Source organism: Chakrabartyella piscis, assembly GCA_030067835.1.
Lineage (GTDB): Bacteria > Bacillota > Clostridia > Lachnospirales > Anaerotignaceae > Chakrabartyella > Chakrabartyella piscis.
Window position 1 is genome coordinate 1,286,376 of the sequence record CP092441.1, and the last position, 24,369, is coordinate 1,310,744.

Genomic DNA, 24,369 nt, shown 5'->3' on the forward strand with positions numbered 1-24,369 from the left:
AATCAGACAAACAACTTGGAGAGTGAAAACTCTCCTTTTTTATTGTAAGGAAGGTGATGGTATCAAAAAAGAAATGACAATGGGTTCACTATTTGATGGGATTGGTGGCTTTCCCTTAGCTGCCATACGAAATGGAATCAAGCCGATTTGGGCATCAGAAATCGAAAAATTTCCAATGGAAGTGACAAAGATACGCTTTCCAGATATGTTGCATCTGGGGGATATTACAAAGCTAGATGGAGCAAAAATACCGCCTGTGGACTTGGTTTGTGGCGGAAGCCCCTGTCAGGATTTAAGCCTTGCAGGAGCCAGAAAGGGTTTGGCTGGTGAGCGTTCAGGATTGTTTATGGAACAAATAAGAGTGATAAAAGAAATGAGGGATGCAGATGAAAAACGAGGAAGTGCAGCTGAATTTATTCGACCAAGATATATGCTCTGGGAAAATGTCATGGGCGTGTTCTCCTCCCAAAGTGGCGAAGATTTCAAGGCGGTCTTGGAAGAAACGTGCAAAATTGCTGACAGCACCATACTTATACCTCGACCTGAGGGAGGGGTATGGAAATCTGCTGGGTGCATTTTGGGAGGAAAATTCAGCGTTGCTTGGCGAGTATTGGATGCGGGGTACTGGGGTGTCCCCCAAAGAAGAAATCGAGTGTTTCTTGTGGCAGATTTTGGAGGACATTCCACATATCCGCAAGAAGGCGGAGCAAAACCGAAGGTTTTGACTTTTGGTTTACCAAAAGTATTGAACAACCCAAAATACTATTTGAGCAAGACAGCTTGCTTGGGGATTTTAAGGAGAGCTGAAAACAGAGGAAAGGAATTGCCAAAGCAGTTGAAAGATGCACTGTTGATTCAATCAGGGCAAGTGACAGAGGTACAAATGGTGGATGATGAATTCAAAAGTTACCACATCAATCAAAGAAATGAGGGGATTGACTTGGATGGATTGTCTGGTGCCTTGCTTGCAACACAGAACATACAGATGCAAACATTTGTGAAAGAACCACTGTATTGTTTGTCCGACCAAGGTGGTGAATGCATGAATGTTACCAAAGATATGGTTGGAACTTTGCGAGCCAGTATGGGTGGTCATTTGCCGATTATCAAACAAGAGTTGTACGAAAATCATGCAAAGGATGCAAGGTACACAGGGCCACTTGATGTAGCACCAACCATATCTGCCATCTATGGAACAGGCGGAAATAATACTCCATTTGTTGCAGAACCAATAGCTTTTGGAATCGAAGCCATCATAAATGAAACAGACACATCTCATACCTTAGATACAGCAAATCCCAATCCAAACAAATCTCAAGGAGGACTTGCCATTGTGCAAGAAAGCTATTGCATTGCAGCCAACACCATCAATAGAGATGTGAAAAATGGTGGCAATGGATTGGGTTGTCAAAGTGATATTGCATACACTTTAACTACCGCAGATGTGCATTCGGTTTACAAACCAGAGCCATACCAAGATGTGGTTGGTGCAATTTGTGCCACCGATGACAAAGGTCCAAACAACCAATATGTGGGTGCAAATAAATGTATCGTAGATCAACAACAGGTGTTTGGACAAAGTTCTTATGGTGGATATGGTGATGAAATCAGCACACTTTGTGCCAGTGGTGGATATTTGGGTGGTGGAAGTGAAAACTTATCGGTCAGCCGAAATTTAGTTCGTAGATTGACACCCTTGGAGTGTGAACGATTACAAGGTTTCCCAGACAACTGGACGAACATTGATGGTGCAGCCGATTCCCCAAGATACAAAGCACTGGGCAATAGCATTGCAATTCCTTGTGCTGAGTACATCATGCAAGGCATTGCGTTGGCACTGGGTGGAGGTGATATATGTGTTTGATTTGGCGGTGGATGGTGTTCTAGATCAATTTTGCGATTGGATTTATGGGAGCATTATCGAATTTTTTGGTGAGTTTTTTACTATGATGAATTTAATGGGTGCAGAATTATTTGAGATGGATTGGATTCAAGGTCTGCTCTTATTTTTTTACCAATTCGCTTGGTGTTTGTTCATTGTGGGCATTGTGGTGGCTGTTTTTGACATGGCAATCGAAGCACAAAAGGGCAAAAATACCATACAAGACTTGGGACTCAATATCCTAAAAGGCTTTTTTGCCGTTAGCTTATTTACAATAATTCCAATCGAGCTGTACACCTTTTCGGTGAATCTTTCTGGGAAACTGATTTATGGCTTGACCAGTTTGACTTCATCACCAGATGATTATGGTGCCATTGGTGAATTGGTTGCAGGCTCATTTCAACTGATTACGGGTGGGATATTCATACAGATTGTCTTGGCATTTATGATTGGCTATGCTGTGGTCAAGGTGTTTTTCGCAAACTTAAAACGTGGTGGCATACTCATTATTTTGATGGGGGTAGGCAGTTTATATATGTTTTCTGTGCCACGAGGATATGGCGATGGCTTTGTCAATTGGTGCAAACAAGTGATTGCTCTTTGCATGACCGCATTCCTACAAACCATCATTTTAATTGCTGGACTTGTGACCTTTAATGCAAATATGTTGTTGGGAATTGGAGTTATGCTATCGGCAACGGAAGTGCCACGAATTGCCAATAACTTTGGCTTAGATACCAGCATGAATGTGAATATGATGAGTGTGATGTATTCTACACAGGCGGTCACTAGATTGATTAAAAAATAAGGAGATGAAGCAAATGTACATTTACCCAAGTAATTTAAAAGAAAAGTCCAAGTTCGCACTGTGGTCATTGAAAGACATTACCATACTGCTCATTGGTGCGATTTTATCCGCTGTGATTTTGGCAGTGATAGACGTGATGTTGCCATTGGTGCTGGTTGCAATCTATGGATTTTTGACCGTTCGTAGTGAAAATGAAGTGACAATCGCAGACTATATCAAGTTTGCATTTCGCTTTTTTATGAAGGAACAGCAGACGTTTGATTGGAGGTTTTGAGAAATGTGGTTCAAAAAAGAAAAGTCCACACGAGATATGGTGGGGATAGCCAATATAAATGAAACGAGCATTGAAACACTAGAGGATGAAACTTTGGTGTTTTTTATTTTGCAACCAGATAACCTTGCAGTGCTTTCAGAAGGAGCAGTGCATACAAAGATACGAAATCTAACTGCAATTTTGAAATCTTTAGATGGCTTGGAGATGGCATGTATCAATTCCAGAGAAAACTTTGATAGCAACAAACATTTTTACAAACAACGCATTTCAGAAGAAAAAAGTTCAAGAGTCCGTGAGATTTTGGAACAGGAATTGACCTATCTGGATCGTGTGCAAGTGCAAATGGCATCGGCAAGGGAGTTCTTGTTGGTGGCAAGGGCAAAGAATAGCCAAGAAGAAGTATTGGCTGTAATTGGCAGAGTGGAAAAGCTGTTGAAAGACAATGGCTTTAATGGACGATTGGCAAGGAAAGAGGATTTGAAGCGAATTTTATCGGTTTATTTCATTCAAAATATCACCCAAGTGTACTTTGACGATATAGATGGAGAGCGATATGTGAAAGAAACTATTCTGTAAAAAAGTGTGTTATATGAAAGAAGGGATGCTATGAAAATCAGTAAAATCAAGAAAAACAAGTTGTTGTTGCCAAAAACAGAAAGAGAAAAAGAAGAAGCTAAGGTCAAAGATTTTTTGGATATGTGTAGTCCATCGGTGTTGCGGTTTTATCACGATTATTATATTTGTGGTAGCAGTTTTCGTTCTGTTTGGGCAATCAGCCATTATCCGTCGGAAACCAATGAACAAGCCATTTTGCAACATTTGGGCGAGCGTTCAGGTGTAACGATTCATATTTACACAAGGCACGTCACATCAGCTGAAGAACGAAAAATCATTCAAAATGCAGCCAACAAAAATCAACTGGAACGTTCTACAGGGGATATGCAAAGCACTGTTGTGGCAGAAAGCAATCTCCAAAGTGTATCCAATCTCATTGCGCAGCTGCACAGGGATCGTGAACCTTTGATTCATTGTGCGGTATATATTGAAATTTCAGCACCATCACTTGAAAAGTTGAAAGAGATGCAATCCGATGTAGAAGCAGAACTGACACGTTCCAAACTTTCCTGTGACAAGCTTTTTTTGCGACAACAAGAAGGTTTTCAATCGGTGAAACCATGTGGACACAACGACTTTCGTGAACAGTATGAACGTGTGTTGCCAGCAACCAGTGTGGCAAATACCTATCCATTCAACTATTCAGGTAAGGCAGATGAAAAGGGTTTTTACATTGGAAACGATAAGTATGGTTCAAATTTATTCATAGATTTTCAGAAACGAAGTGAGGACAAAACCAATGCAAATGTGTTGATTTTGGGAAATTCAGGACAAGGGAAATCCTATCTGATGAAGATTTTGATGACCAATATGCGACTTAGTGGTATGGATATCATTTGCCTAGATGCAGAATCGGAATATGTGGATTTGACAGAAAATCTGGATGGGCAATACTTGGATTTGACCAGTGGAGAATTTATCATCAACGTACTTGAACCAAAGGCTTGGGATGATGGTGAAAACATTTTGCCTCGTCATATTTCATTTTTGCGTGACTTTTTCCGTTCTTATAAGGAGTTCACCACAGCAGAAATTGATGTTTTGGAAATTTTGTTGGAAGAATTGTATGATAATTTTGGTATCAATGAGGATAGATTACTTGGAAATTTGAGTGGCAATGACTTTCCCATTCTTTCAGATTTATACAAACTGGCAGAAGGGAAGTTGAATATCTACCAGAATGACCGAGGAAATATCTACACAAAAGAAACCTTGCGAAACCTGTGCTTGAAAATCAAATCCATTAGTATTGGTGCAGATAGCAAGTTTTTTGATGGACATACCAATATCAAAAATCATAAATTCATTACATTTGGGGTGAAAGGAATCCTTGAAGCTGACGAAAGTATTCGCAATGTTATGCTGTTCAATGTGCTTTCTTATATGTCAGATGCACTGCTATCCAAAGGGAATACAGCAGCATTTTTAGATGAGTTATATCTCTTTTTGTCAAATGTAACAGCCATTGAATATATCAGAAATGCAATGAAACGTGTGCGAAAAAAGGAAAGTGCTGTGATTATCGCAAGTCAAAATGTGGAGGACTTTAACCAGCCAAATATCAAAGAAATGACAAAACCACTTTTTGCTATCCCAACGCATCAATTTTTATTCTTTCCAGGGAATATTTCCAAGAAAGAATATATGGAAATGTTGCAACTGGAAGAATGTTTGTATGACTTGATTGGCTATCCAGCAAGAGGTGTTTGCGTGTTTCGACATGGTGCAGACGTATACCATTTGGTGGTGAAGTGTCAGAAATATAAAGAAAGATTGTTTGGAACTGCAGGTGGTCGCTGATGAAAGTGGCACTTCTCAAAAAAGCCATTGCAACAGCTTTGACCGATGAACGATTAAGAAATGGGGTGCTTTCCTTTGTGGTTGGTGCTATCATTTGCCTGTTATTGCCACTGCTTTTATTGGTTTCTATGGTCAATACAGAAGCAAACTATAGCCGTGAGGTAGCAAGAATTGTGTTCCAACAAGAGGAAATACCAGAGGATTTTCCAGAAGAACACGTTGTATATATCGAAGAAATGCAAGCACAATTTTTGATTTTAGATGAAGTGATAGAGGAATGGATAGAGGGGAATGCAGAGGAAAATACGGAAGGACTTGATGAGTTACAAATCAAGTCTTATTTTTATGTTTTGTATTTTGGCAAAGAAAATTTGGAGTTTGCAGATACATTCTATCAAGAATTTATAGGGGTTTTTGTGGAGAACGAAACGGATTTGGAGATACAGAATGAATTGGAAACATTGCTGAATATGGAGTTTACAGAAGATTTGGCAAATGACCAAAAGGAATTGTATCTTTTTATAAAGTATGGCTATGTAGCAACATCGAACTTCAATGGCATTCCCAGTGAAGCCTTTGATGATGAAACCTTTGCTGCATTGATGAGCGAAGCAACAAAATATATCGGTATGGCTTATGTTTGGGGCGGTAGCTATCCATCAACAGGATTCGATTGTTCAGGCTTTATTTGTTGGAGTTACACCCAATCTGGCGTATATCAACTATCCAGAACAACAGCACAAGGGATTTACAACCAATGCACAAGTGTTGCAAAAGAGGATTTGCAACCAGGGGATTTGGTATTTTTCACAGACACATATACATCAACAACTGATGTAACTCACGTTGGTATTTATGTTGGTGACAACCAGATGTTGCATTGTGGCGATCCCATTGGATATGAAAGTTTGAGCAATTCTTATTGGAAACAACATTTTTATGGCTATGGAAGATTGGCCATGAGATAAACTCATGGAGTGAAAAATGAAAAGTGAATGGTGAAAAGTTAGAGTCAAAAGTACATTGAAAATCAAGTGGAACTAGGAGGAAACAATATGAAAATTTTAAAAGTAGAAGTGGGCAAAGAACCATATATGAAAGAAATTGAATCAGATTTGAAGTTATTGCAAAATGAAGTAGAAGGCTTAATCGAACCCATCTATATGGACGATGGCAACTTAATTATCGTCAATGAAGAAGGCAAAATCAATGGCATGGAACCCAATCGTTGGCTTGGAGATGTGGATATCATCTGTGGACCATTCTTTGTTTGTGGTGACGATGGCGAGGAATTTGTATCATTGTCAGAAGAAAATATCGAAAAATATAAGGAGATGTTTTTAGAAATCCCCACATTTACCATGCAAGAAAAGCAACTAGAACCAAGGGTGGAGATCTATGGTTTCAATCCCAAAGACCTAGATTGGATGTGATGTTTACATGAAGAAAAAGATTGCAGTGGAGTTTGAAAAAGACAAACTGGATGCGTTGGTGTTCTATTTGCAGAAGAAAGAAGAAAAGCTAGAGAAAGAATTGGAAACTGTCATCGAGGAATTATATCAAAAAAGAGTGCCAGCTGTGACGAGGGAGTACTTGGAAAGTAGGATTGTAAGCGAGAGTAAGCCGAAGGATAAGGAGAAGAAAGAGAGAAAGGTAGAAGGTGTAGAGGTGGATTGTACCAAAAAGTTTGATGGATTTTAAAAATATAATGTGATATACTCAAGATGCTAGGATATTGCTTGATGTCTGGCATGCTGAGATAAAAAGATAGAGAGGTGGAGTATTGTGGATTTAGAAACATCAAAAGATTTTAGTCAAGTTATAGAATATATCACCACTGCTCGTGAAAATGCACTGAGAAAAGTCAATGAAGAATTGATTATGCTTTACTGGAATGTTGGTAAATACATTTCTTTTGAGATGGAAAATCAAAATTGGGGCGATGCATATGTCGATGAACTTGCAAAATATATTAGCAAAAACTGCCCAGGTATAAAAGGCTTTAATCGACGTGGACTTTATCGAATGAAGCAATTTTATGAAGCATATAGAGGTAATGAATTTGTGTCACCGCTGGTGACACAAATTAGTTGGACGAATCATATATTGATTTTATCCGCCACCAAAACCATAGAAGAACGAGTGTTTTATATAAATCTTTGTATCAAAGAAAGATATTCCAAACGTGAATTGGAACGACAGCTCGACAGTGCTTACTATGAGAGGTATATGCTTTCAAAAGAAAAATTGGAGCCAATTCAATTGCCAGAAAGTATAAAAAATAATTTTTTAGACAACTATGTTTTGGAGTTTTTGGATCTGCCTGATAAGTTCTCTGAAAGCGATTTCCAAAAAGCAATCACTGCCAATATCAAGAAGTTTGTGCTGGAACTTGGTAAAGACTTCACCTTCATTGGAGAGGAATATCGAGTGCAGGTTGGTGGGCATGATTATTATATTGACCTATTATTTTATCATAGAGGACTTGCTTGCTTGGTTGCATTCGAGTTGAAGATTGGAGCATTCAAACCAGAGTATGTTGGAAAGATAAACTTTTATCTTGAAGCATTGGATAGAGAAGTAAAGAAAGAAAATGAAAATCCAAGTGTAGGTATTATTCTGTGTGCCAGTAAAGATGACGAAGTGGTTGAATTTGCTTTATCAAGAAGTTTGTCTCCAACATTGGTATCTGAGTATACTACACAACTAATTGACAAAAATTTGCTGAAACAAAAATTGCATGAATTTATGCAAATAGCAGAAACATCAGAAGTGATACAAAGCGACGATAAAGAGTGAGTGTGAATCAAAAAATAAAATTTGACAATCAAAAGTAACCTTTTGCAGAGGTTGCTTTTTTGTTTGCGTAAAATGGCAGTGATAGCTGAAACTAGGCGATGTGCCCCCACTGTAGCCACTGTCAGCCATTTTGTTTCCCAAATGGAGCAACTGCCCCAATGAGAGATATAATCCGAAATTTGGGCGAATGGGGACGAAGGGAGAAAAGAAAGCTGGGGTGGTTCTTATGGTTGCAGAACCAGAGCTTTTGGAGAGTTTTTAGGTCTTTTTAAGAGTTGCAGGATAAAAGGAGGTGGTCGGAAATCCTCCTCCTGTCCCACAAACGACGGCAGTGCCGACGTTTTCTGAAAATATATAGGTGGTCGTAAATCAACAATAATTCCACAGAAGTGGTCGTAAACCAAAGGGATGCCCAATTCAAAGGCTTTTCTAGGTGGTCGGCAAGGTGGTCAAAGAGAAATGGAGGTCATTATGGACGAAAATAAAAGAAGAATGGCAGTGTGGATGAGTCCTAAAACATTTGAGGCAATCGACAAGGTGTATGAATCCGATAACTGCAAAAGTCGCAGTGAATTTATAGAAAAGGCTGTGAAATTTTATCATGGATATTTAACAAGCACTGAATCTGCGGAATACCTATCAAAAATTTTAGTATCTTCAATGCAAGCCGCAATTAAAGAATCAGAAAACAAACACTCGGGAAATTTATTTCGCTTAGCAGTGGAAATGAATATTATGATGAATCTATTGGCTGCAAGTATCAATGTGGATGAATCTGACATCAAAAAAATACGAGAACGATGTATGCAAGAGGTGAAAAAGACATATGGAAAAATCAAATTTGAAGATGCAATTGCTTATCAGAGAGGTGATGATGGATGGCAAAGCTGATTTTGAAATTTCCATATCTCAAAGGTGGTGTAACCCATAAGAAAAATACTGTGAAGTATATGGCAACGAGAGATGGTGTTGTAAAAAATCTAGTTGCCGATACATTTTTACATGACAAGAAAGAAAACTATGTTGGCTATATTTCTAAGCGAAAAGGTGTTGAAAAGGTTGCGGAGCATGGTTTGTTTACTTCAGGAAATGCAGAAATTTCTTTGCGAAAAGTTGCAGAAGAAGTTGCAAATCACGAGGGGAATGTCTGGACACCAATCATTTCCCTAAAACGTGAAGATGCTGAACAAACCGGATTCAATCATTTGGAAAAATGGAAAAACACCTTGGAACAATATGCACCCAAGCTTGCGGGAAATATGAAAATCCCTATTGAAGATTTTTGTTGGTATGCAGCCTACCACGATCACGAACAACATCCTCATGTGCATTTGATTTGCTATTCCAAAAATCCAAAGAAAGGGTACGTCACCAAACAAGGTATTGCAAACTGCAAATCAGATTTATCGAAATTGATATTTAAGGACCACTTGCAAGATGTGTATTTTGCAAAGACGGAACGAAGAAAAGAGCTGAAAGAAGAATGCAAAAAAGCCTTTGCTGAAATGGGAAAACATCCGATACAAAATGAAGAAATACAAAAATTGGTTTTGGAATTGCGAGGACAACTCAATCAAACAAAGGGTAAAAAAGTATATGGCTATCTTCCAAAAGATACAAAAAAATTGGTAGATGCAATCGTGGATGAGTTGGAGAAAGAACCATCGGTGCAAGAGGCATATTTGTTATGGCAAGAGATGCAAAATCAAGTGTATGAATTGTATTCGGACAAGGAATATATCTATCCCAAATTATCGGAACAAAAAGAATTTCAATCCATCAAAAACAACATCATACAACAAGTTTTATCCTTGAATCATATAGAAATCCAAAAGCAACAAATGGAAAATATTTCTGTAAACCTTGTGAAGCATCTTTCCAAAATATTCAGGAAATCCGTTGCCAACGAACAAGAAACAGACAAGCTGAAAGTGGAAAGTAAGTTGTTCCAAAAAATGATTGAGAAAAAACGAGATCAAGGGTTGAAATTGTGAAAGGAGTTCTATGGCAAAATTTACGAAGGAGCAAATTGAAAAAGCAAACAGCGTTTCCCTAGAAGAATATCTTATGTGTCATGGCGAAGAGTTGAAACAATCTGGAAATGAGTTCCGTTGGATTTATCGTGACTCACAAGGAGAACACGATAGCGTGTGCATCAAAAATAATCGTTGGTATGATCACAAAAATCAAAAGGGTGGCTATACCATTTCATTCTTGGAAGAATTTTATGGTTTGGATTTCAAAGGGGCAATGGCAGAGTTGTTGGACAATACCACTTTGCAAATGGAAGTGCCATACCATGCAAAATCCAAGCCAGCATTTATCCTTCCAGAAAAATCAAAATACAATTATAAAGTCTATGAATACTTGGTGGGCAAACGATATATTCGCCAAGAATTCGTGGACTTTTTTGTTTCCAAAGGAAAGATTTATCAAGGCTTTCAATTCAACAACATTGTTTTTGTTGGCACGAATCCAAATGGAATACCCAAGTCGGCAAGTATGAAAAGTCCATACAATTCCTTTCGTTCAACTGTAAAAGGTTCTGATATGAATTATGGATTTTGCCATCGTGGAAACAATGAACAGCTGTATGTGTTTGAAAGTGGGGTGGATATGCTGTCCTTTATGACACTGAAAGAAGATTTAGAAAAAGGCAATAGCTACTTGTCACTGGATGGCTTATCTCAAAAGGCAATGCTTAGATTTTTGAAAGAACAGAAAAACATCAAGCACATTCATATTTGTATTGACCATGATGTGGCTGGTATCGAAACCTATGATAAATTTTATGATATGCTGTCTGAAAAAGGGTATGTGGTTAATCGGCTGTTGTCCAAAAATAAAGATTGGAATGAGGATTTAAAGGAACTACATGGGGAAATACCCAAATTAGCGGTTCCACATCCAAAGATAGAACAGTACAAAAAAGTTGCTGAAAAAATGATAGCCATGCGTCATCGTCCATCGGAATACAATACCTTTCGAGATGAGTATGTCGAGAAACACGGATTGCGGTTTTTGGTTCGAGGTGTATGCAGTGAAGTGAAAAAGCTTGAGGAAAATGTGGATGATGATAAAAAAAGAAATCAATCCATTGTGTGGTTGATTGATTTGAGTATCACTGCCATTTGTTTATGCGATGCAGAAAAAACATACGAAATGGTATTGCAAGAATTGATAGCAAAATATAAACCTTATACGGATAAAAACAAACTTCGAAAAAGATTGGTGGCAATTAGTGCTTTGGGAGAAGAATTGTGGCAAGAGTTTCAAACAATGGGTATGTGCAATGTGGAGAAATGGTTGGCGATGGTGGATTTGGAAATTCGGTTGAAGATTTATTTTGATTTGGAATATCCAAAAGAGATGGAACGATTGGAAAAGCTGAAAAGAATGAAAAGTGGGGATTGTAATTTGAGTTGAAAATAAGTTTTTAAGATGGTAAGATTGTAGTAGAAATAAAAAGCGGAATCACGAAATAAGTGTTTTGAATTCAGGTGTTGTATCTTAATAAGGGAAATTTTTTATATTAAACACTTGATTACAATTCAAACATAAAATCTAGCTAGGTTGTAAAATTATCATTTGACAGAAAGTAGGTGTAGGAATGAGCTTAATACTTTGTCCCGAATGTGGAAGTAAAATTTCAGATAAAGCGAAAACTTGCCCGCATTGTGGATACACAAGTGCTGATTGCAATTTGCCTATTAGTACGCAAGACAGATACGAATATATACCAAGTTTTCAATATGATATTGTTGAATGGAAGCCGAATAAAAATAATTTATCTATTATATCTAATGAAGATAATAAAAAATTGATTGGTTACTTTGGGGATTTCAATATTATACAGAAGTCTTTCCCATCATTAGCAAATACAATTCAATCTATGGCGGATAAAGAAACAATATTAGTAGCTAATATGGATAGCTATATAAAAGAAATGATTGAAAAAGGAATATATCGTTTATCAGTTGACAAAAATGGTGAGATATTGCCAACTATTAGAGATGCAACAGGGATTGTTAAGCAAGTTCGTTTAGAGGAAATTGAAATAACTCCAGAGCTTGCTACATCACTAAATCATCTAAATACTCATGCAACAATGGCTCAGATATTAGATGAAATAGAATATGTAGGTGATGCAATTCGAGAAATTCATGTCGAACTGCAAAACGATAGAATTGCAATGGCAGAAAGTGCAAGAGATAAATTATTGCAAGCTAGGAGAATAAAAAATTCTAAATTAAGAGAAATTGCTTTACTAAATGTAATTAGTTCGGCAACAGACGCAAAGCGAATATTGATGAAGAATTTTACACAAAATATTCAGTATATTGAAGAACATTCTCAAAAATCCTTTGGGAAATTGATTATTGATTTTAAAGGGCAGAGGGATATTGATGTAAAGGCGGTTGATAGTTTTCAAGCTCTTATTTCTATTACCAATGCAGTACAGAATGAGTGTGAAGGATATGCTATGCTTGATGAATATGAAGCTGCAAAAGAATGTCTTATTCAATTTAGAGATTTTATTATATTCAATAAAATTGACAATAGAGATATATTGTTAATGCTAAATGGCAATTTAGTTACTAAGCAAATAAAAGTAGTTGATGAGTTTTCTCATATAGCAAGAAGGATCACAGAATTTGATTCAACAAAACAAATAGGTGTAGGAATTCAAAACTTTTTAATAGGTGGGACAGATGAAGAAGAAAAAAATTAAAAATAAAAATAGTGAAGTGAAATATTGCAAAAAATGTGGTTGTGAATTACCTAGTAATAGTAAAATTAATTCTTGCGATCAATGCCGTAGAGAAAGCGCAAAAAAATTTAGAGAGGGTGCGGCCACTGTTGGAACATTAGCCCTAGCGGTTGTAGCGGTTGTTCCAGGAGCAAAACATATTACTAAATTTATAAAGAAGTAAAATTGAAGAGAGAGTTTCTACCAAAAAACAGAATAGTATCAATCACTGCCTCCCTTTTTGGGAGGTTTTTTAATGGAGGTGAGCCAAATCAAAACATCAAATCTTTTACCACTTATCATTCTAGGAGTTGTCTTTATCCTATTTATGATAGTGGTTTTTTTATTGGAACAGAAAAATTCATTGAATATCAAAAGCAAAACAGTTGGGGATGGTCAGTATGGCACTGCTCGTTTTGCAACGGAAAAAGAAATGCAAAAACAGTTTCAGTATGTGGACTTCACACCTGAAAAATGGAGAAAGCATCCACCAAAAGATTTACCACAAGGCTTGATTATCGGCTGCAAGAAGTCAAAACACAAGATGACAGCCATTGTAGACGATGGAGATGTTCATGCGTTGATGATTGGTGCTGCAGGTGTTGGGAAAACAGCAAAGTTCCTCTATCCTAATTTGGAATATTGTTGTGCAGCAGGAATGAGCTTCCTTGTGACAGATACAAAGGGGGACGTGCTTCGTTCTTATGGTCCGATTGCAAAATCGTATGGCTATGACATTTCGGTATTGGATTTGCGTAATCCAACACAATCAGATGGCTTCAATATGCTCAATCTAGTCAATGAATATATGGACAACTTCTTACAGACAGGCTCGCTAGTGGCAAAGGCGAAAGCAGAAAAGTATGCAAAGATTATTGCAAAAACCATTGTGCAAAATGGATTGGAAGGTGGAGCAGGGCAAAACGCGTATTTCTATGATTCTGCAGAGGGACTTGTAACAGCTGTGATTTTGGTGATAGCAGAATTTTGCTCGCCAATGAAATTCGAAATTGAGGGGGAACAAAGGCATATTGTTTCTGTGTTTAAAATGATTCAAGATTTGCTTGCAGTTGAAAAAAACGAACAATCGAAATTCAAAACATTGATGGATAAATTACCAGATGACCATAAAGCAAGATGGCTGAGTGGTGCAGCGCTGAATACGTCGGATCAAGGGATGGCAGCGGTTATGTCTACAGCCTTGTCAAAGCTGAATGCTTTCTTAGATTCGGAAGTGGAACAGTTGCTTTGTTTTGAGTCAAAAGTAGATACAGAAAAATTTGTAAAAGAAAAATCTGCATTGTTTTTGATACTTCCCGAGGAAGATAATACGAAGTTTTTCCTCGTTTCTTTGATTGTGCAACAGCTCTATCGTGAGATGCTGACCATAGCCGACGAGATGGGTGGCAAGCTACCCAATCGAACCATTTTCTTTTTAGACGAATTCGGCACTTTACCAAAAATTGAATCTGCGGAAATGATGTTTTCGGCTTCTAGATCAAGACGAATTTCCTTTGTTCCAATCATCCAATCCCTTGCACAGCTGACGAAAAATTATGGCAAAGAGGGTGGCGAAATCATTATGGATAACTGTCAAATTGGTTTATATGGTGGGTTTGCTCCCAATTCCGAAACAGCAAATGTGTTGTCTAAAAATCTGGGTGAACGAACTGTTTTATCAGGAAGTGCTTCAAAGGGGAAAGAACATTCGAAATCCTATCAGATGGTTGGGCGACCACTTATGTCACCTGATGAAATCAAAGCCATGCCAAAGGACACGTTTATCGTAACACGCACAGGAATCAATCCCATGAAATTGACATTGAAACTATTTTTTGAATGGGGAATTACGTTGAATCAAGTTTATACACCACCAGAACCTGTGGTGCGAAAGGTTGTGTATGCCAATGAAAAAGAGATTCGTCAACGAATTATATTTGGTGGAATTGCAGAAATGTGTAAAGGGCATGGTGTTATGAAAACCGAAAACCCTAAGGTGGATGGCGAGAGTACAATGGATAAATCTGTGAAAGTTAGGAGGTGATGCATTGAGAAATGATAGAAAAATTTATGAGGAAGTGGAGTTGAGCAATCGAGCCAAGCAAGTATATTTATATCTGTGTGACCGAGCTGATGCAGAAGGGCATAGCTTTCCATCACAAAAACGAATTGCAAAGGATTTGAGCATTTCCGTTAGAACCGTGCAACGAGCCATCAAGGATTTGGAGAAGTCCGGACATCTCCAAAAAGAGGATAGGTTTCGTGAGAATGGTGGAAGAAGTAGTTGCTTGTATTGGATTGTGAAGTGAAAAATGATGAGGGGTAAAATGGGGGTAGTCTACTCATTTGGTGGCATATGGGTGGTGTCATCAAGTCGCACCAAGAAGTTATCACTGTAATTTTTGTTACAGAAAAAGGGAATGTATAATAGCAAAACATACAATACTATATCTTCTAAAATTTTTATATGAAAATTCAGATGAGAAGCATCCTATTTCTACAAAACAAATCAAGGTGTATTTGGCAACAGAAGGTTTTACAGCACATAGGATAATGAATCAATTCAGAGATCACTATTATTATTGAAAGCGGAATTGATGTGATCATTGTGCGTTCTTCACCAAACAAATATTTTATTGCATCAAGAACCTTAGGAATGATGGAATGCTTGGATGAACTGCTTCTAGCGGCAAAGGAATATGGCGAACATCACGTTGCCATGTGGGGATTGATTTCTGGTATGGGAATAATGGCGGTGAGTCTGTTGTTGTTTATGTAAAAGATAGAGTGGTTTCTTGTTTCAATACCAAAAAGGCATTTTGTTTCTGACGGAATGTCTTTTTGGTTTCCAGATAAGAAATGTATATTTTTTGTATCAAGGGTTTGGGTTGAAATTCTGTGGAAAGCTATTGACAACAAGTGGATATTGGAATAAAATAACAGTGTTATATAATGCTGTTATAAGGGGGGATTGCAATCAAGAATGGTAATGAAGTAACAAAAGATATTTTGCTCAGTGCAACGAAAGAATTTTCTGAAAAAGGCTTTGAAAAGGCAAGTATGCGAATCATTGCGAAAAATGCAAATGTGACCACAGGCTCCCTTTATGCTAGGTATCCCAATAAAAACGCACTTTTTGGTGCTTTGGTGGAACCTGTTATTACAAGTTTTATGGAAGCCAATGAGGAAGGAAATAAAAAAGGGATTTCTCATATACATTCGGATGGTGCATGGGAAATGTGGTCTAGTACAGAGAGTTCCACCACAAAAATTGTCGATTTGATTTATGCAAACAAAGAGAGTTTTGCATTGCTCATCAATTGCTCCAATGGAAGTAGTTATGAAAATTTCATTGACCAAGTGGTTGCGGTGGAAGAAAAGGAAACTCTAGAGGTTTTGGAAATGCTCAGGAAAAAAGGCTATCCTTGTGCAGATGTGTCGCCACAAATTGTACATATGCTCATCAGCGCTCATTGCTATGCGCTTTTTGAAATTGTAAGACATGATTTGGAAAAGGAAGATGCACTGAAACAGGTGAATCAAATCTATGAATTTTTCATTTGTGGTTGGAATAAAATATTTGGCTTATAAGCCTTTTATTTTATCGGTGGAGTTAGTGAATACTAATTGAAATGGAGGGGTTTTATGAATCCAACAGATATGATGATTATGGTTATTGTTGTAATTGCAGTTGCTTTTGGTGGGTATAGATTGTGGTTGCAAATGAGTGGTAGAAAAACTTGTTGTGGTTGCACAAAGGAGAAAATCAAAAGCAAAAAATTGAAACATAGCATTGGTACCAAAACAGTATATATAGAAGGAATGCACTGCGATAACTGCAAAAATTCTGTCACCAAAGCACTCAATGGATTGGAAGGTGTGTCTGGTAAGGTGGATTTGGGCAAGAAAATAGCCATTGTTTCTTTTGAACGTGAAGTGGCAGATGGAGAAATTACAGAAGCCATTGAAAGTAAAGGTTTTGCGGTGAGTAAGATAGAAAGCAACTGATTTATTTAGTTGAATGTTGGAGAACAAGCATCAATGGTTGTAGTGCATATTTCCGTTGGAATAAAGAAGAAATAGGAGAAGAAACATGACTTTTGGTGCAAAAATACAACCGATTCTGATTTTAGCAGCAGCACTAGTAGGCTTGCTTTTGGGGAAATACACACCACTTGGTAATGTTTCATCAGGCTACATTGAGCTGTTTTTGATGATGCTATTATACATTTTATTTTTGTCAGTGGATTTGGGGCAACTGAGAACTGCCTGCAAAAACATCAAATATACCAATGTGGCTTTGGTCATCAATTTCGTCATTACGCCAGTGATTGCCTATGTTCTGGGGAATGTTTTCTTCGGGGATTCCATTGAAATACGCATAGGGCTTTTGATGCTTTTGGTGACACCTTGCACTGATTGGTATCTGGTGTTTACAGGGCTTGCAAAAGGAAATGTGGAGCTGAATATTTCCATTCTTCCCATCAATTTGATTTTGCAAATTGTGTTGATGCCTGTGTATTTATTTGTATTTTTGGGCAGTGAAATTCAGATGGAAGTATCTCATTTGTTGCAAAGCATTGTATTTGTGTTATTGATTCCATTTGTGTTTGCTCTTGTGACAAACCAAATACTCAAAAAGAAAGAAGTTATCAAAGAATGGGTATCTCAACAAAGCGACAACCTACAAATGCTATTTTTATGTCTTGCGGTGATTGTGATGTTTGCATCCCAAGGGAGCAATTTGTTTGCAAATCCAATGTTACTATGCAGACTTTTTGTACCTTTGTTGATTTTCTTTGCATTGCTCTTTTGCATTGCACAAGGGATTGGAAAGGTATTGCAATTTCCAAAAAGAGATATTGTTGCCCTAAACTTTACAACATTGGCTAGAAATTCACCACTATCTTTGGCGATAGCTGTGGCGGCATTTCCAGACTATCCATTGGTTGCCTTGGCATTGGTCATAGGACCGTTGATTGAGTTGCCTGTGTTGTCTGTTGTATCGAATATTTTATTGAAATGGAATGTAGAAAAGGAAGCGAAGGAGATTCGATGAATGAAATGATATTAGATGGCGTACAAGATACCTTATTGATTCCGATGATGGCTCGCACCCATATTTCCAATACATTTCCAGAATATTTTTATGATGCAAAAGCACTGGAAATTGCAGACAAATTGCCACCCAATCAGATTGTAGAAAAAAGTTCGGAATATGAGATGATTGCTTCCGCTTCTCGTTGTGTTTTGATGGATGATTACACAAGAAAATTCATCAAAAACCATGAACAATCCAATATTGTTTGTATTGGATGCGGTCTGGAAACTATGGCATGGCGATTGTTGGAACATAAGAAACATACACATTTTTACGAAATTGATTTTCCCTCCGTCATTACACTAAGAAAAGAAATTTTGGGTGTATGTGAAAATGAAACTTTGATTTCTGGAGATGTAAACGTCTTGGATTTGACAGAATATATGGACACTTCTTTGCCGACGCTTTTTGTTGTGGCAGGCGTATTTATGTATTTCAAAGAACCAGAAGTCTTATCTTTGATTGGAAAATTGCAAGGTGAATTCGAAAATGCAGAAATGTTGTTTGATGCAGTCAATGATTTTGGGTTGAAATTTGCAAATCGATATGTGGAAAAAACAGGAAACAAAGGTGCGAAAATGTATTTTTGTGTGAAAACAGGTGGGGATTTTGCAAAACGTTCCAATACCAAATTGATAAAACAAGGCATTCTTTTTGGCAAAGTTTCAAAAAAGCTGAAACATAAATTACGATGGAAAACAAAATTATATATGTTTGTAAACGATTGGAAGGAAACTTCTATGTTAGTACATATCAAACTATAAAGATAGTTCAAACAAAAGAAAGGGTGATGTATATGGAACAGAAAAAAGAGAAAAAAGACTCCACAATCAAAAAGCTATTATCACACGGTGGAAAACACAGCAAATTCACCTATATCGGCATGGCACTCTCTGGAGTCAGTGCCATTGTGGTGCTATTCACCATTGTTTATGTTTGGGTGACAGCAAAAGAGGCGCTTCTTGCATATCCAAACATTAGTTTTGAACAGCTTGCGCCAAATGCAATATTGGCACTTTCGGCTGCGATTGTGGGTGCTTTGATTTACATAGCAGCACTGATGTGTACCCATATTTCTGCATTTCGCATTGCAAGAAATTTACGCACCGAGGGTATGAAACATTTGATGAAACTGCCATTGGGATATTTTGATGGAGCTGGCAGTGGGAAATTGCGTAGAACCCTCAGCGAAAACATTGGCGATACCGAAGGCTTTTTGGCACATCAACTGCCAGACATGGTGGGGGCATATGTGACACCCATTGCGGTGATTGTCATGTTGTTTGTTTTCGATTGGCGATTGGGATTGCTTTCCTTTGTTGGCATCATAGCTTGTTTTTTGCCATATGCCATGATGATGGGGAACTCAAGGGACAACATGGAGCTATATATGAAAGCGCTGGATGCAATGAACAACGAAGCCGTTGAATATGTGCGTGGTGTGCCTGTCATAAAAACCTTTGGTGGTAGTATTTTCTCCTTCAAAAAATTCAATGACACCATTGATGAGTATAAAAAACGTGTATCGTTAATTTGTCAAGGGTATCGTTTGCCCATGATTTTATTCCAAGCATTACTTGCAAGTCTATCCTTCTTTATGATTTATGGTGGGATTTTCATGTTGCCAAAGGCAGAAAGCACTTTGGAATTGTTGGTGGATTTGGTGTTCTATATCCTGTTCTTGCCAACTTGTAACACAATGATTATGAAAGTCATGTGGATGAGCGAAGCAACTGGAAAAGCAGAATTATCTTATCAAGCAGTGAAACAGATTTTAGATGCAAAGCCTTTGTCCTATCCAGAAATCACACAAACACCAACCAGTTTTGATATAGAAGCATCAGGTGTCACCTTCCAATATCCAAATGGAAAGGTGAATGCAGTGGAAAATGTCAGCTTCACAGCAAAACAAGGACAAACCATTGCATTTGTTGGAGAATCTGGCGGTGGAAAATCTACCATTGTATCCTTGATTGCAAGTTTTTTCGATGTTGCAGAAGGTAGCATCAAAATCGGTGGAATTGACATTAGAAACATCAGCGAAGCAGATATGATGAAACACATTTCCTTTGTATTCCAAAATACAAAGCTTTACAAGGGCAGTTTGTTGGATAACATTCGAGAAGGCAATCCAAATGCCACAACAGAAGAGGTGGAACGTGCATTGCAACAAGCGAGATGCGAGGATATTGTGGCAAAAATGCCAAATGGTCTGAATACAAAAGTTGGCACAGGCGGTGTATTCTTATCTGGTGGAGAAACACAAAGAATTGCCATCGCTAGGGCGATTTTGAAGGATTCTCCTATCATTTTGTTGGATGAAGCAACTGCTTTTACCGATCCTGAAAATGAACACGAAATCCAGTTGGCAATGGCATCCCTTGCAAAAGATAAAACCGTGATTTTGATTGCACATAGATTGTCCACTGTGAAAAATGCAGATTGCATCCATGTCATTGGTGGTGGGCATATCATAGAAAGTGGCACACACGAGGATTTGATGGCACAAAATGGCGAATATGCAGAAATGTTCCAAGAATATACCGCTGCTTTTGATTGGAAGAAACTTGCGGAAAGAAATCAGGGGGTGATGGCATGACCAAGTATTTGAGAAAAACCTTTGCTTTGAGCGAAACGGGTGCAAAGAATATTTTGAAGGCAAGCTTGTGTAGCGCATTTGCAAATATTGCTGCCATTTCTGTTGCTTGGGTGATGTATGGATTTTTGATGAATACCATTATGCCTGTGCTGAATGGAGAAGCACTTGCATATCAATTGGGGGCATATATCCTGTACACCTTGCTGGTTGTGGCATTGCTGATTGTTGCTTTTTGGATGTCCTATAACGCAAGTTATTTTGCGGCATATGAAGAAAGTGCAGAAAAAAGAATTACCCTAGCAGAAAAATTGCGAAAACTGCCATTGTCCTTCTTTGGACAACGAGATTTATCGGATTTGACCACAACCATTATGACCGATGCAGCAACCTTGGAGCAAGCATTTTCTCATTATATGCCAGCACTTTTTGGTTCAATGGTTTCCATGCCGATTATTATGATTGGTGTTGCGGTTTATAATTGGCGAATGGCACTTGCAACTATGTGGGTGATTCCTGTAGCCTTGTGCTTGGTGCTGTTTACAAAAAACTTCCAGAAAAGTTTTGCGAAAAAAAGCAAGAAAACGGTTTTGGAATATAACGATAAAATTACAGAGTGTGTGGAAAATATTCGTGACATCAAATCCAACAATAGACAAGATGCCCATGTGGCTATGGTTGCGGAACAATTTGCAAAGTATGAAAAACAAGCAATTATGGCAGAAGTTGGTGTTGCAGTTCCCATTAGTTTGGCTACCTTGATTTTGAAAGTTGGCATTGCAACCTCTGTCTTGGCAGGGGTATATCTTCTTGCCAGTGGCACCATTGATATGTTGGTGTTCATTGCATTTATGATGCTTGCAACTCGTATTTTTGAACCAATCGAAGCGGCTTTTATGAATATTGCGGCGATTTTCAGTTCTCAAATTGCCATTGATCGCATGAAAGTGATTGAAGAAACAGAAAGCCAAGAAGGCTCTTTGGATTTCAAACCAAATGGCTATGATGTTGCCTTTGAAAGTGTGCACTTCAGTTATGATACCAGCGAAAAAGTCTTGGAGGGCTTATCTTTCGTAGCAAAACAAGGGGAAGTGACAGCTCTTGTTGGTCCATCTGGCGGTGGCAAATCCACAGCAATGAAGCTATCTGCAAGATTTTGGGATGTGACAGAAGGCATTGTCACCATTGGCGGTGTGGATATTTCCAAAATTGATCCAGAGGAACTCCTCAAAAGTATTTCCATTGTATTCCAAGATGTGACCTTGTTCAACAATAGCGTTCTGGAAAATATCCGAATTGGTAGGAAAGATGCAACGGATGCAGAAGTGATTGCAGTTGCAAAAATGGCGAATTGCGATGAATTTGTAAACAAAATGCCAGAAGGATACCATTCTTTCATTGGCGAAAATGGCTACAACCTATCTGGTGGGGAACGTCAAAGGCTTTCCATTGCCAGAGCATTGCTCAAAGATGCACCTATTATTTTGCTGGATGAAGCCACAAGCTCTTTGGATATCAAAAACGAAAGTTTGGTGCAAGATGCAATTTCTAAGCTCATCAAAGAGAAAACCGTTTTGGTCATTGCCCATAGAATGCGAACCGTTGCTGGAGCGGATAAAATTGTGCTCATCAAAGATGGCAAAGTGGAAGAAGAAGGAACTTATCAAGAACTCATTGCACAAGAGGGATTGTATAAACGAATGGTGGACTTGCAGGCAAAAAGTGCAAGTTGGAATATTGTATAAATAGAATTTTAATACTCAGTAAGCAGGCTTGTGATATAGTCTGCTTATTCTGTTTTTTGGGAGAAAATCCTAGAAATTCAACTTCCGTTGACAAAGGAATTAGAGCTGTGTATAATTAGCTTATGCTAACGCAAGAGAGAGAAAAACCAACAAGAAAGGTGGAGTAAACTTGGCAGCTTCAGAAAGAGTGACAGCCATGTCACGTGAAACGGACGAAGATTATTTGAAAAATATTTTGATATTGCAAATGAATGGTGGATACGCAACGGCGCAACTTCTGCAAGATGCATTAAAGCTTAAAACCTCCACTGTATATGCAGCAATGGTGAAATTGGTAAACAATGGATTCATCAAACCCTATGATAGTGGGAAAAGAGGTAGCGGTGTACAGCTGGAATTTACGGAAGAAGGCTATCGCATTGCTCAAGAAATATTGGCGAAACACGAGCGTATCAAAAAATGGTTGCTTCTTTTGGGTGTGCCAGAAGAAAGTGCAGAAGAAGATGCCTGCCATATGGAGCATAGCATTAGCGATGCAACTTTATCTAAAATTGAAAAGCACGTTTCAATGGCAAGCGGTCTTTTGGGAAGTGATTCCGCTTATCCAGAAAAAATGCAAATGATGCATGAAGCCATGAAAGGCAAGTCCATGCCTATGCCAAAGATGCCAGAAAGCAATACAGATAAGGTGTTGAAGGTTGTTGTGGATTGTGGCGGTGTGGAGCATATTACAGAAGCGACAGAACTGATAAACCGCTTTGGTGGTGCGGAAGAAGTGGAAAAAGGCATGGAGCTTTTGGAAGAAATCGGCGGATATAAAAACATTGCCAGAATCAAAGATATTTTGGCTGAAATGGAAAACTATAAGCAACTGCCATTGGCTTTGGAATTTGCAGCAAAATACAACGATATGGCAGATGTGCAGAGGAAAATGAAGTTGGTGGATTCCTTGGGTGGATTGGATGTTTTGCGTGAAGTGACTCGTGAAACGAAAAAAATGAGAAAGCACACATACACAGCAGAGAGAGCAATCGCATTTTCTAAGATAGAAAAAATCATAAAAAATTTGGAATAAAAGAGAATATGGATGAAAATATAGAAGGGGGTTTTTGCCCTCTTTTTGTTTGTTTAAATATGTAGAAAAATGTAGGTTTATAGAGAAAAGAATGTATTTTCAATATATAGAATTTATAAATTTATAGTTTATTCTATATAAAAAATAAAAAATTAAGAAAATTTTAAAAATATTCTTGACAAAAGTTAATTTATGTATTTTAATGTATGCAAGAGATAGACAAGCCTAACAAAACACAGTTAGGTGCTTATTTTAGCTAGTGAGTTAGCAAAAGCTAACAATCGAAAGACAACAGTAAACTTTGTAGCGTTAGCCTATGCTAACGATTGGGAAGCGTTTGGTTTTGGTCTTAACTCAATGGGGTTTTGATATATTTTGTTACTTAAACTTTATTACTGAATGCCGAAAGGCGAAGAGGAGGAAATACTTATGAAAAAATTAGTTTCAGCAGTACTCGCAGGTGCAATGGTACTTTCTATGTGCGCTTCCGCACTTGCAGCAACAACACATGAAGCAAGTCTTTACAAAGATGGTGAGTTTGATCCAACAAGCCTTAGCTCTAACTTGTCTATGGGTGATGATGCTATCTTGGATGCAGAAGTAGATGGAGACACCATCACTGTGTATCTTCAAGAAGATTTTAGTGCATACTTTACAACTGGAAATTTGAGTGATGTAACTATTAGCGGTAAAACTGTCGAAATGATTGATGGCGATGGAAACGGAAAGTATGATGCGTTCTCATTTACACACACTGAAGATTTAGGTGATTACACAAAGTTTGATGCTGATTTTACAATCAATGTTTCCATTATGCCTATTGCTGCTTCTGGTGACTTGGTAATCTTTGGTTAATAGTTACTAAATAAATTGAGCATACATACTTCAAGTTGTTTTGAGGTATGTATGCTTTGTTGTCATTGT

At 37.9% G+C, this 24,369-nt stretch carries 25 protein-coding genes; all 25 read left to right on the forward strand.

The features are described 5' to 3' along the window. Positions 1-79: 79 nt before the first annotated feature. The 25 genes from MJY40_RS05735 (at position 80) to MJY40_RS05855 (ending at position 24,300) form a co-directional block, all read left to right on the forward strand. Positions 80-1,864 carry a DNA cytosine methyltransferase gene (locus tag MJY40_RS05735; protein ID WP_416387497.1) on the forward strand — a complete coding sequence of 595 codons (1,785 nt, stop codon included), beginning with the start codon at positions 80-82 and terminating at the stop codon, positions 1,862-1,864. Next, positions 1,851-2,690 carry a conjugal transfer protein TrbL family protein gene (locus tag MJY40_RS05740; RefSeq protein WP_317856419.1) on the forward strand — a complete coding sequence of 280 codons (840 nt, stop codon included), beginning with the start codon at positions 1,851-1,853 and terminating at the stop codon, positions 2,688-2,690. The genes MJY40_RS05735 and MJY40_RS05740 overlap by 14 nt, the downstream gene beginning before the upstream one ends. Positions 2,691-2,703: 13 nt before the next feature. Further along, complete coding sequence (locus tag MJY40_RS05745) at positions 2,704-2,964, forward strand: hypothetical protein (RefSeq protein WP_317854269.1); 261 nt, start codon at positions 2,704-2,706, stop codon at positions 2,962-2,964. Positions 2,965-2,967: 3 nt separating this feature from the next. Beyond that, on the forward strand, positions 2,968-3,540 hold the full coding sequence (locus tag MJY40_RS05750) for a hypothetical protein (protein WP_317854268.1): 573 nt from the start codon (positions 2,968-2,970) through the stop codon (positions 3,538-3,540). A 30-nt stretch (positions 3,541-3,570) separates the two neighbouring features. Then, on the forward strand, positions 3,571-5,379 hold the full coding sequence (locus MJY40_RS05755) for a VirB4 family type IV secretion system protein (protein WP_317854267.1): 1,809 nt from the start codon (positions 3,571-3,573) through the stop codon (positions 5,377-5,379). Then, entirely contained in the window at positions 5,379-6,347 is a 969-nt protein-coding gene (locus tag MJY40_RS05760) for a C40 family peptidase (protein ID WP_317854491.1), read from the forward strand. The genes MJY40_RS05755 and MJY40_RS05760 overlap by 1 nt, the downstream gene beginning before the upstream one ends. An 87-nt stretch (positions 6,348-6,434) precedes the next feature. Further along, on the forward strand, positions 6,435-6,812 hold the full coding sequence (locus MJY40_RS05765; protein WP_317854490.1) for a DUF3846 domain-containing protein: 378 nt from the start codon (positions 6,435-6,437) through the stop codon (positions 6,810-6,812). Between the two features lie 7 nt (positions 6,813-6,819). Next, positions 6,820-7,080 (forward strand): DUF6103 family protein, encoded by a 261-nt coding sequence (locus tag MJY40_RS05770; RefSeq protein ID WP_317854489.1) that lies wholly within the window; start codon positions 6,820-6,822, stop codon positions 7,078-7,080. An 84-nt stretch (positions 7,081-7,164) separates the two neighbouring features. Then, positions 7,165-8,178 (forward strand): PDDEXK nuclease domain-containing protein, encoded by a 1,014-nt coding sequence (locus tag MJY40_RS05775; protein WP_317854488.1) that lies wholly within the window; start codon positions 7,165-7,167, stop codon positions 8,176-8,178. A gap of 471 nt (positions 8,179-8,649) precedes the next feature. Further along, positions 8,650-9,069, forward strand: a complete 420-nt coding sequence (locus MJY40_RS05780; protein WP_317856059.1) for a hypothetical protein — start codon at positions 8,650-8,652, stop codon at positions 9,067-9,069. Further along, positions 9,057-10,172, forward strand: a complete 1,116-nt coding sequence (gene mobP3 / locus MJY40_RS05785) for a MobP3 family relaxase (protein WP_317856060.1) — start codon at positions 9,057-9,059, stop codon at positions 10,170-10,172. Before MJY40_RS05780 ends, mobP3 begins: the two co-directional genes overlap by 13 nt. Before the next feature lie 10 nt (positions 10,173-10,182). Next, positions 10,183-11,604 (forward strand): DUF3991 and toprim domain-containing protein, encoded by a 1,422-nt coding sequence (locus MJY40_RS05790; protein ID WP_317856061.1) that lies wholly within the window; start codon positions 10,183-10,185, stop codon positions 11,602-11,604. A gap of 184 nt (positions 11,605-11,788) precedes the next feature. After that, positions 11,789-12,910, forward strand: coding sequence for a zinc ribbon domain-containing protein (locus MJY40_RS05795; protein WP_317856062.1), 1,122 nt, complete (start codon positions 11,789-11,791; stop codon positions 12,908-12,910). Continuing rightward, positions 12,891-13,112, forward strand: coding sequence for a hypothetical protein (locus MJY40_RS05800; RefSeq protein ID WP_317856063.1), 222 nt, complete (start codon positions 12,891-12,893; stop codon positions 13,110-13,112). Before MJY40_RS05795 ends, MJY40_RS05800 begins: the two co-directional genes overlap by 20 nt. A gap of 72 nt (positions 13,113-13,184) precedes the next feature. After that, complete coding sequence (locus tag MJY40_RS05805; RefSeq protein ID WP_331488232.1) at positions 13,185-14,972, forward strand: VirD4-like conjugal transfer protein, CD1115 family; 1,788 nt, start codon at positions 13,185-13,187, stop codon at positions 14,970-14,972. 4 nt (positions 14,973-14,976) lie between these two features. Further along, on the forward strand, positions 14,977-15,237 hold the full coding sequence (locus MJY40_RS05810) for a helix-turn-helix domain-containing protein (RefSeq protein ID WP_317856064.1): 261 nt from the start codon (positions 14,977-14,979) through the stop codon (positions 15,235-15,237). Positions 15,238-15,584: 347 nt separating this feature from the next. Next, on the forward strand, positions 15,585-15,707 hold the full coding sequence (locus MJY40_RS05815; protein ID WP_331488233.1) for a hypothetical protein: 123 nt from the start codon (positions 15,585-15,587) through the stop codon (positions 15,705-15,707). A gap of 230 nt (positions 15,708-15,937) precedes the next feature. Further along, entirely contained in the window at positions 15,938-16,519 is a 582-nt protein-coding gene (locus tag MJY40_RS05820; RefSeq protein ID WP_317856065.1) for a TetR/AcrR family transcriptional regulator, read from the forward strand. Positions 16,520-16,573: 54 nt separating this feature from the next. Next, positions 16,574-16,936, forward strand: coding sequence for a heavy-metal-associated domain-containing protein (locus tag MJY40_RS05825; protein ID WP_317856066.1), 363 nt, complete (start codon positions 16,574-16,576; stop codon positions 16,934-16,936). 85 nt (positions 16,937-17,021) lie between these two features. Then, the gene (locus MJY40_RS05830) at positions 17,022-17,987 is read left to right on the forward strand and encodes an arsenic resistance protein (RefSeq protein ID WP_317856067.1); all 966 of its coding nucleotides are present in this window, start codon (positions 17,022-17,024) and stop codon (positions 17,985-17,987) included. Then, on the forward strand, positions 17,984-18,793 hold the full coding sequence (locus tag MJY40_RS05835; RefSeq protein ID WP_317856068.1) for a class I SAM-dependent methyltransferase: 810 nt from the start codon (positions 17,984-17,986) through the stop codon (positions 18,791-18,793). Before MJY40_RS05830 ends, MJY40_RS05835 begins: the two co-directional genes overlap by 4 nt. Positions 18,794-18,825: 32 nt before the next feature. Then, a complete protein-coding gene (locus MJY40_RS05840; protein ID WP_317856069.1) occupies positions 18,826-20,628 on the forward strand; it encodes an ABC transporter ATP-binding protein in 1,803 nt (600 codons plus the stop codon). Further along, positions 20,625-22,370 (forward strand): ABC transporter ATP-binding protein, encoded by a 1,746-nt coding sequence (locus MJY40_RS05845; protein WP_317856070.1) that lies wholly within the window; start codon positions 20,625-20,627, stop codon positions 22,368-22,370. The genes MJY40_RS05840 and MJY40_RS05845 overlap by 4 nt, the downstream gene beginning before the upstream one ends. A 169-nt stretch (positions 22,371-22,539) precedes the next feature. Next, positions 22,540-23,445 (forward strand): metal-dependent transcriptional regulator, encoded by a 906-nt coding sequence (locus MJY40_RS05850; RefSeq protein WP_317856071.1) that lies wholly within the window; start codon positions 22,540-22,542, stop codon positions 23,443-23,445. Between the two features lie 429 nt (positions 23,446-23,874). Next, complete coding sequence (locus MJY40_RS05855) at positions 23,875-24,300, forward strand: flagellar basal body L-ring protein FlgH (protein WP_317856072.1); 426 nt, start codon at positions 23,875-23,877, stop codon at positions 24,298-24,300. Positions 24,301-24,369 lie beyond the last annotated feature (69 nt).

Bases quoted from the DNA above. Each gene is read 5' to 3' on its own strand.
- MJY40_RS05735 (WP_416387497.1), top strand. From the start codon at position 80: ATGGGTTCACTATTTGATGGGATTGGTGGCTTTCCCTTAGCTGCCATA.
- MJY40_RS05745 (WP_317854269.1), top strand. From the start codon at position 2,704: ATGTACATTTACCCAAGTAATTTAAAAGAAAAGTCCAAGTTCGCACTG.
- MJY40_RS05750 (WP_317854268.1), top strand. From the start codon at position 2,968: ATGTGGTTCAAAAAAGAAAAGTCCACACGAGATATGGTGGGGATAGCC.
- MJY40_RS05755 (WP_317854267.1), top strand. From the start codon at position 3,571: ATGAAAATCAGTAAAATCAAGAAAAACAAGTTGTTGTTGCCAAAAACA.
- MJY40_RS05760 (WP_317854491.1), top strand. From the start codon at position 5,379: ATGAAAGTGGCACTTCTCAAAAAAGCCATTGCAACAGCTTTGACCGAT.
- MJY40_RS05765 (WP_317854490.1), top strand. From the start codon at position 6,435: ATGAAAATTTTAAAAGTAGAAGTGGGCAAAGAACCATATATGAAAGAA.
- MJY40_RS05770 (WP_317854489.1), top strand. From the start codon at position 6,820: ATGAAGAAAAAGATTGCAGTGGAGTTTGAAAAAGACAAACTGGATGCG.
- MJY40_RS05780 (WP_317856059.1), top strand. From the start codon at position 8,650: ATGGACGAAAATAAAAGAAGAATGGCAGTGTGGATGAGTCCTAAAACA.
- mobP3 (WP_317856060.1), top strand. From the start codon at position 9,057: ATGGCAAAGCTGATTTTGAAATTTCCATATCTCAAAGGTGGTGTAACC.
- MJY40_RS05790 (WP_317856061.1), top strand. From the start codon at position 10,183: ATGGCAAAATTTACGAAGGAGCAAATTGAAAAAGCAAACAGCGTTTCC.
- MJY40_RS05795 (WP_317856062.1), top strand. From the start codon at position 11,789: ATGAGCTTAATACTTTGTCCCGAATGTGGAAGTAAAATTTCAGATAAA.
- MJY40_RS05800 (WP_317856063.1), top strand. From the start codon at position 12,891: ATGAAGAAGAAAAAAATTAAAAATAAAAATAGTGAAGTGAAATATTGC.
- MJY40_RS05805 (WP_331488232.1), top strand. From the start codon at position 13,185: ATGGAGGTGAGCCAAATCAAAACATCAAATCTTTTACCACTTATCATT.
- MJY40_RS05815 (WP_331488233.1), top strand. From the start codon at position 15,585: ATGATGGAATGCTTGGATGAACTGCTTCTAGCGGCAAAGGAATATGGC.
- MJY40_RS05825 (WP_317856066.1), top strand. From the start codon at position 16,574: ATGAATCCAACAGATATGATGATTATGGTTATTGTTGTAATTGCAGTT.
- MJY40_RS05830 (WP_317856067.1), top strand. From the start codon at position 17,022: ATGACTTTTGGTGCAAAAATACAACCGATTCTGATTTTAGCAGCAGCA.
- MJY40_RS05835 (WP_317856068.1), top strand. From the start codon at position 17,984: ATGAATGAAATGATATTAGATGGCGTACAAGATACCTTATTGATTCCG.
- MJY40_RS05840 (WP_317856069.1), top strand. From the start codon at position 18,826: ATGGAACAGAAAAAAGAGAAAAAAGACTCCACAATCAAAAAGCTATTA.
- MJY40_RS05845 (WP_317856070.1), top strand. From the start codon at position 20,625: ATGACCAAGTATTTGAGAAAAACCTTTGCTTTGAGCGAAACGGGTGCA.
- MJY40_RS05855 (WP_317856072.1), top strand. From the start codon at position 23,875: ATGAAAAAATTAGTTTCAGCAGTACTCGCAGGTGCAATGGTACTTTCT.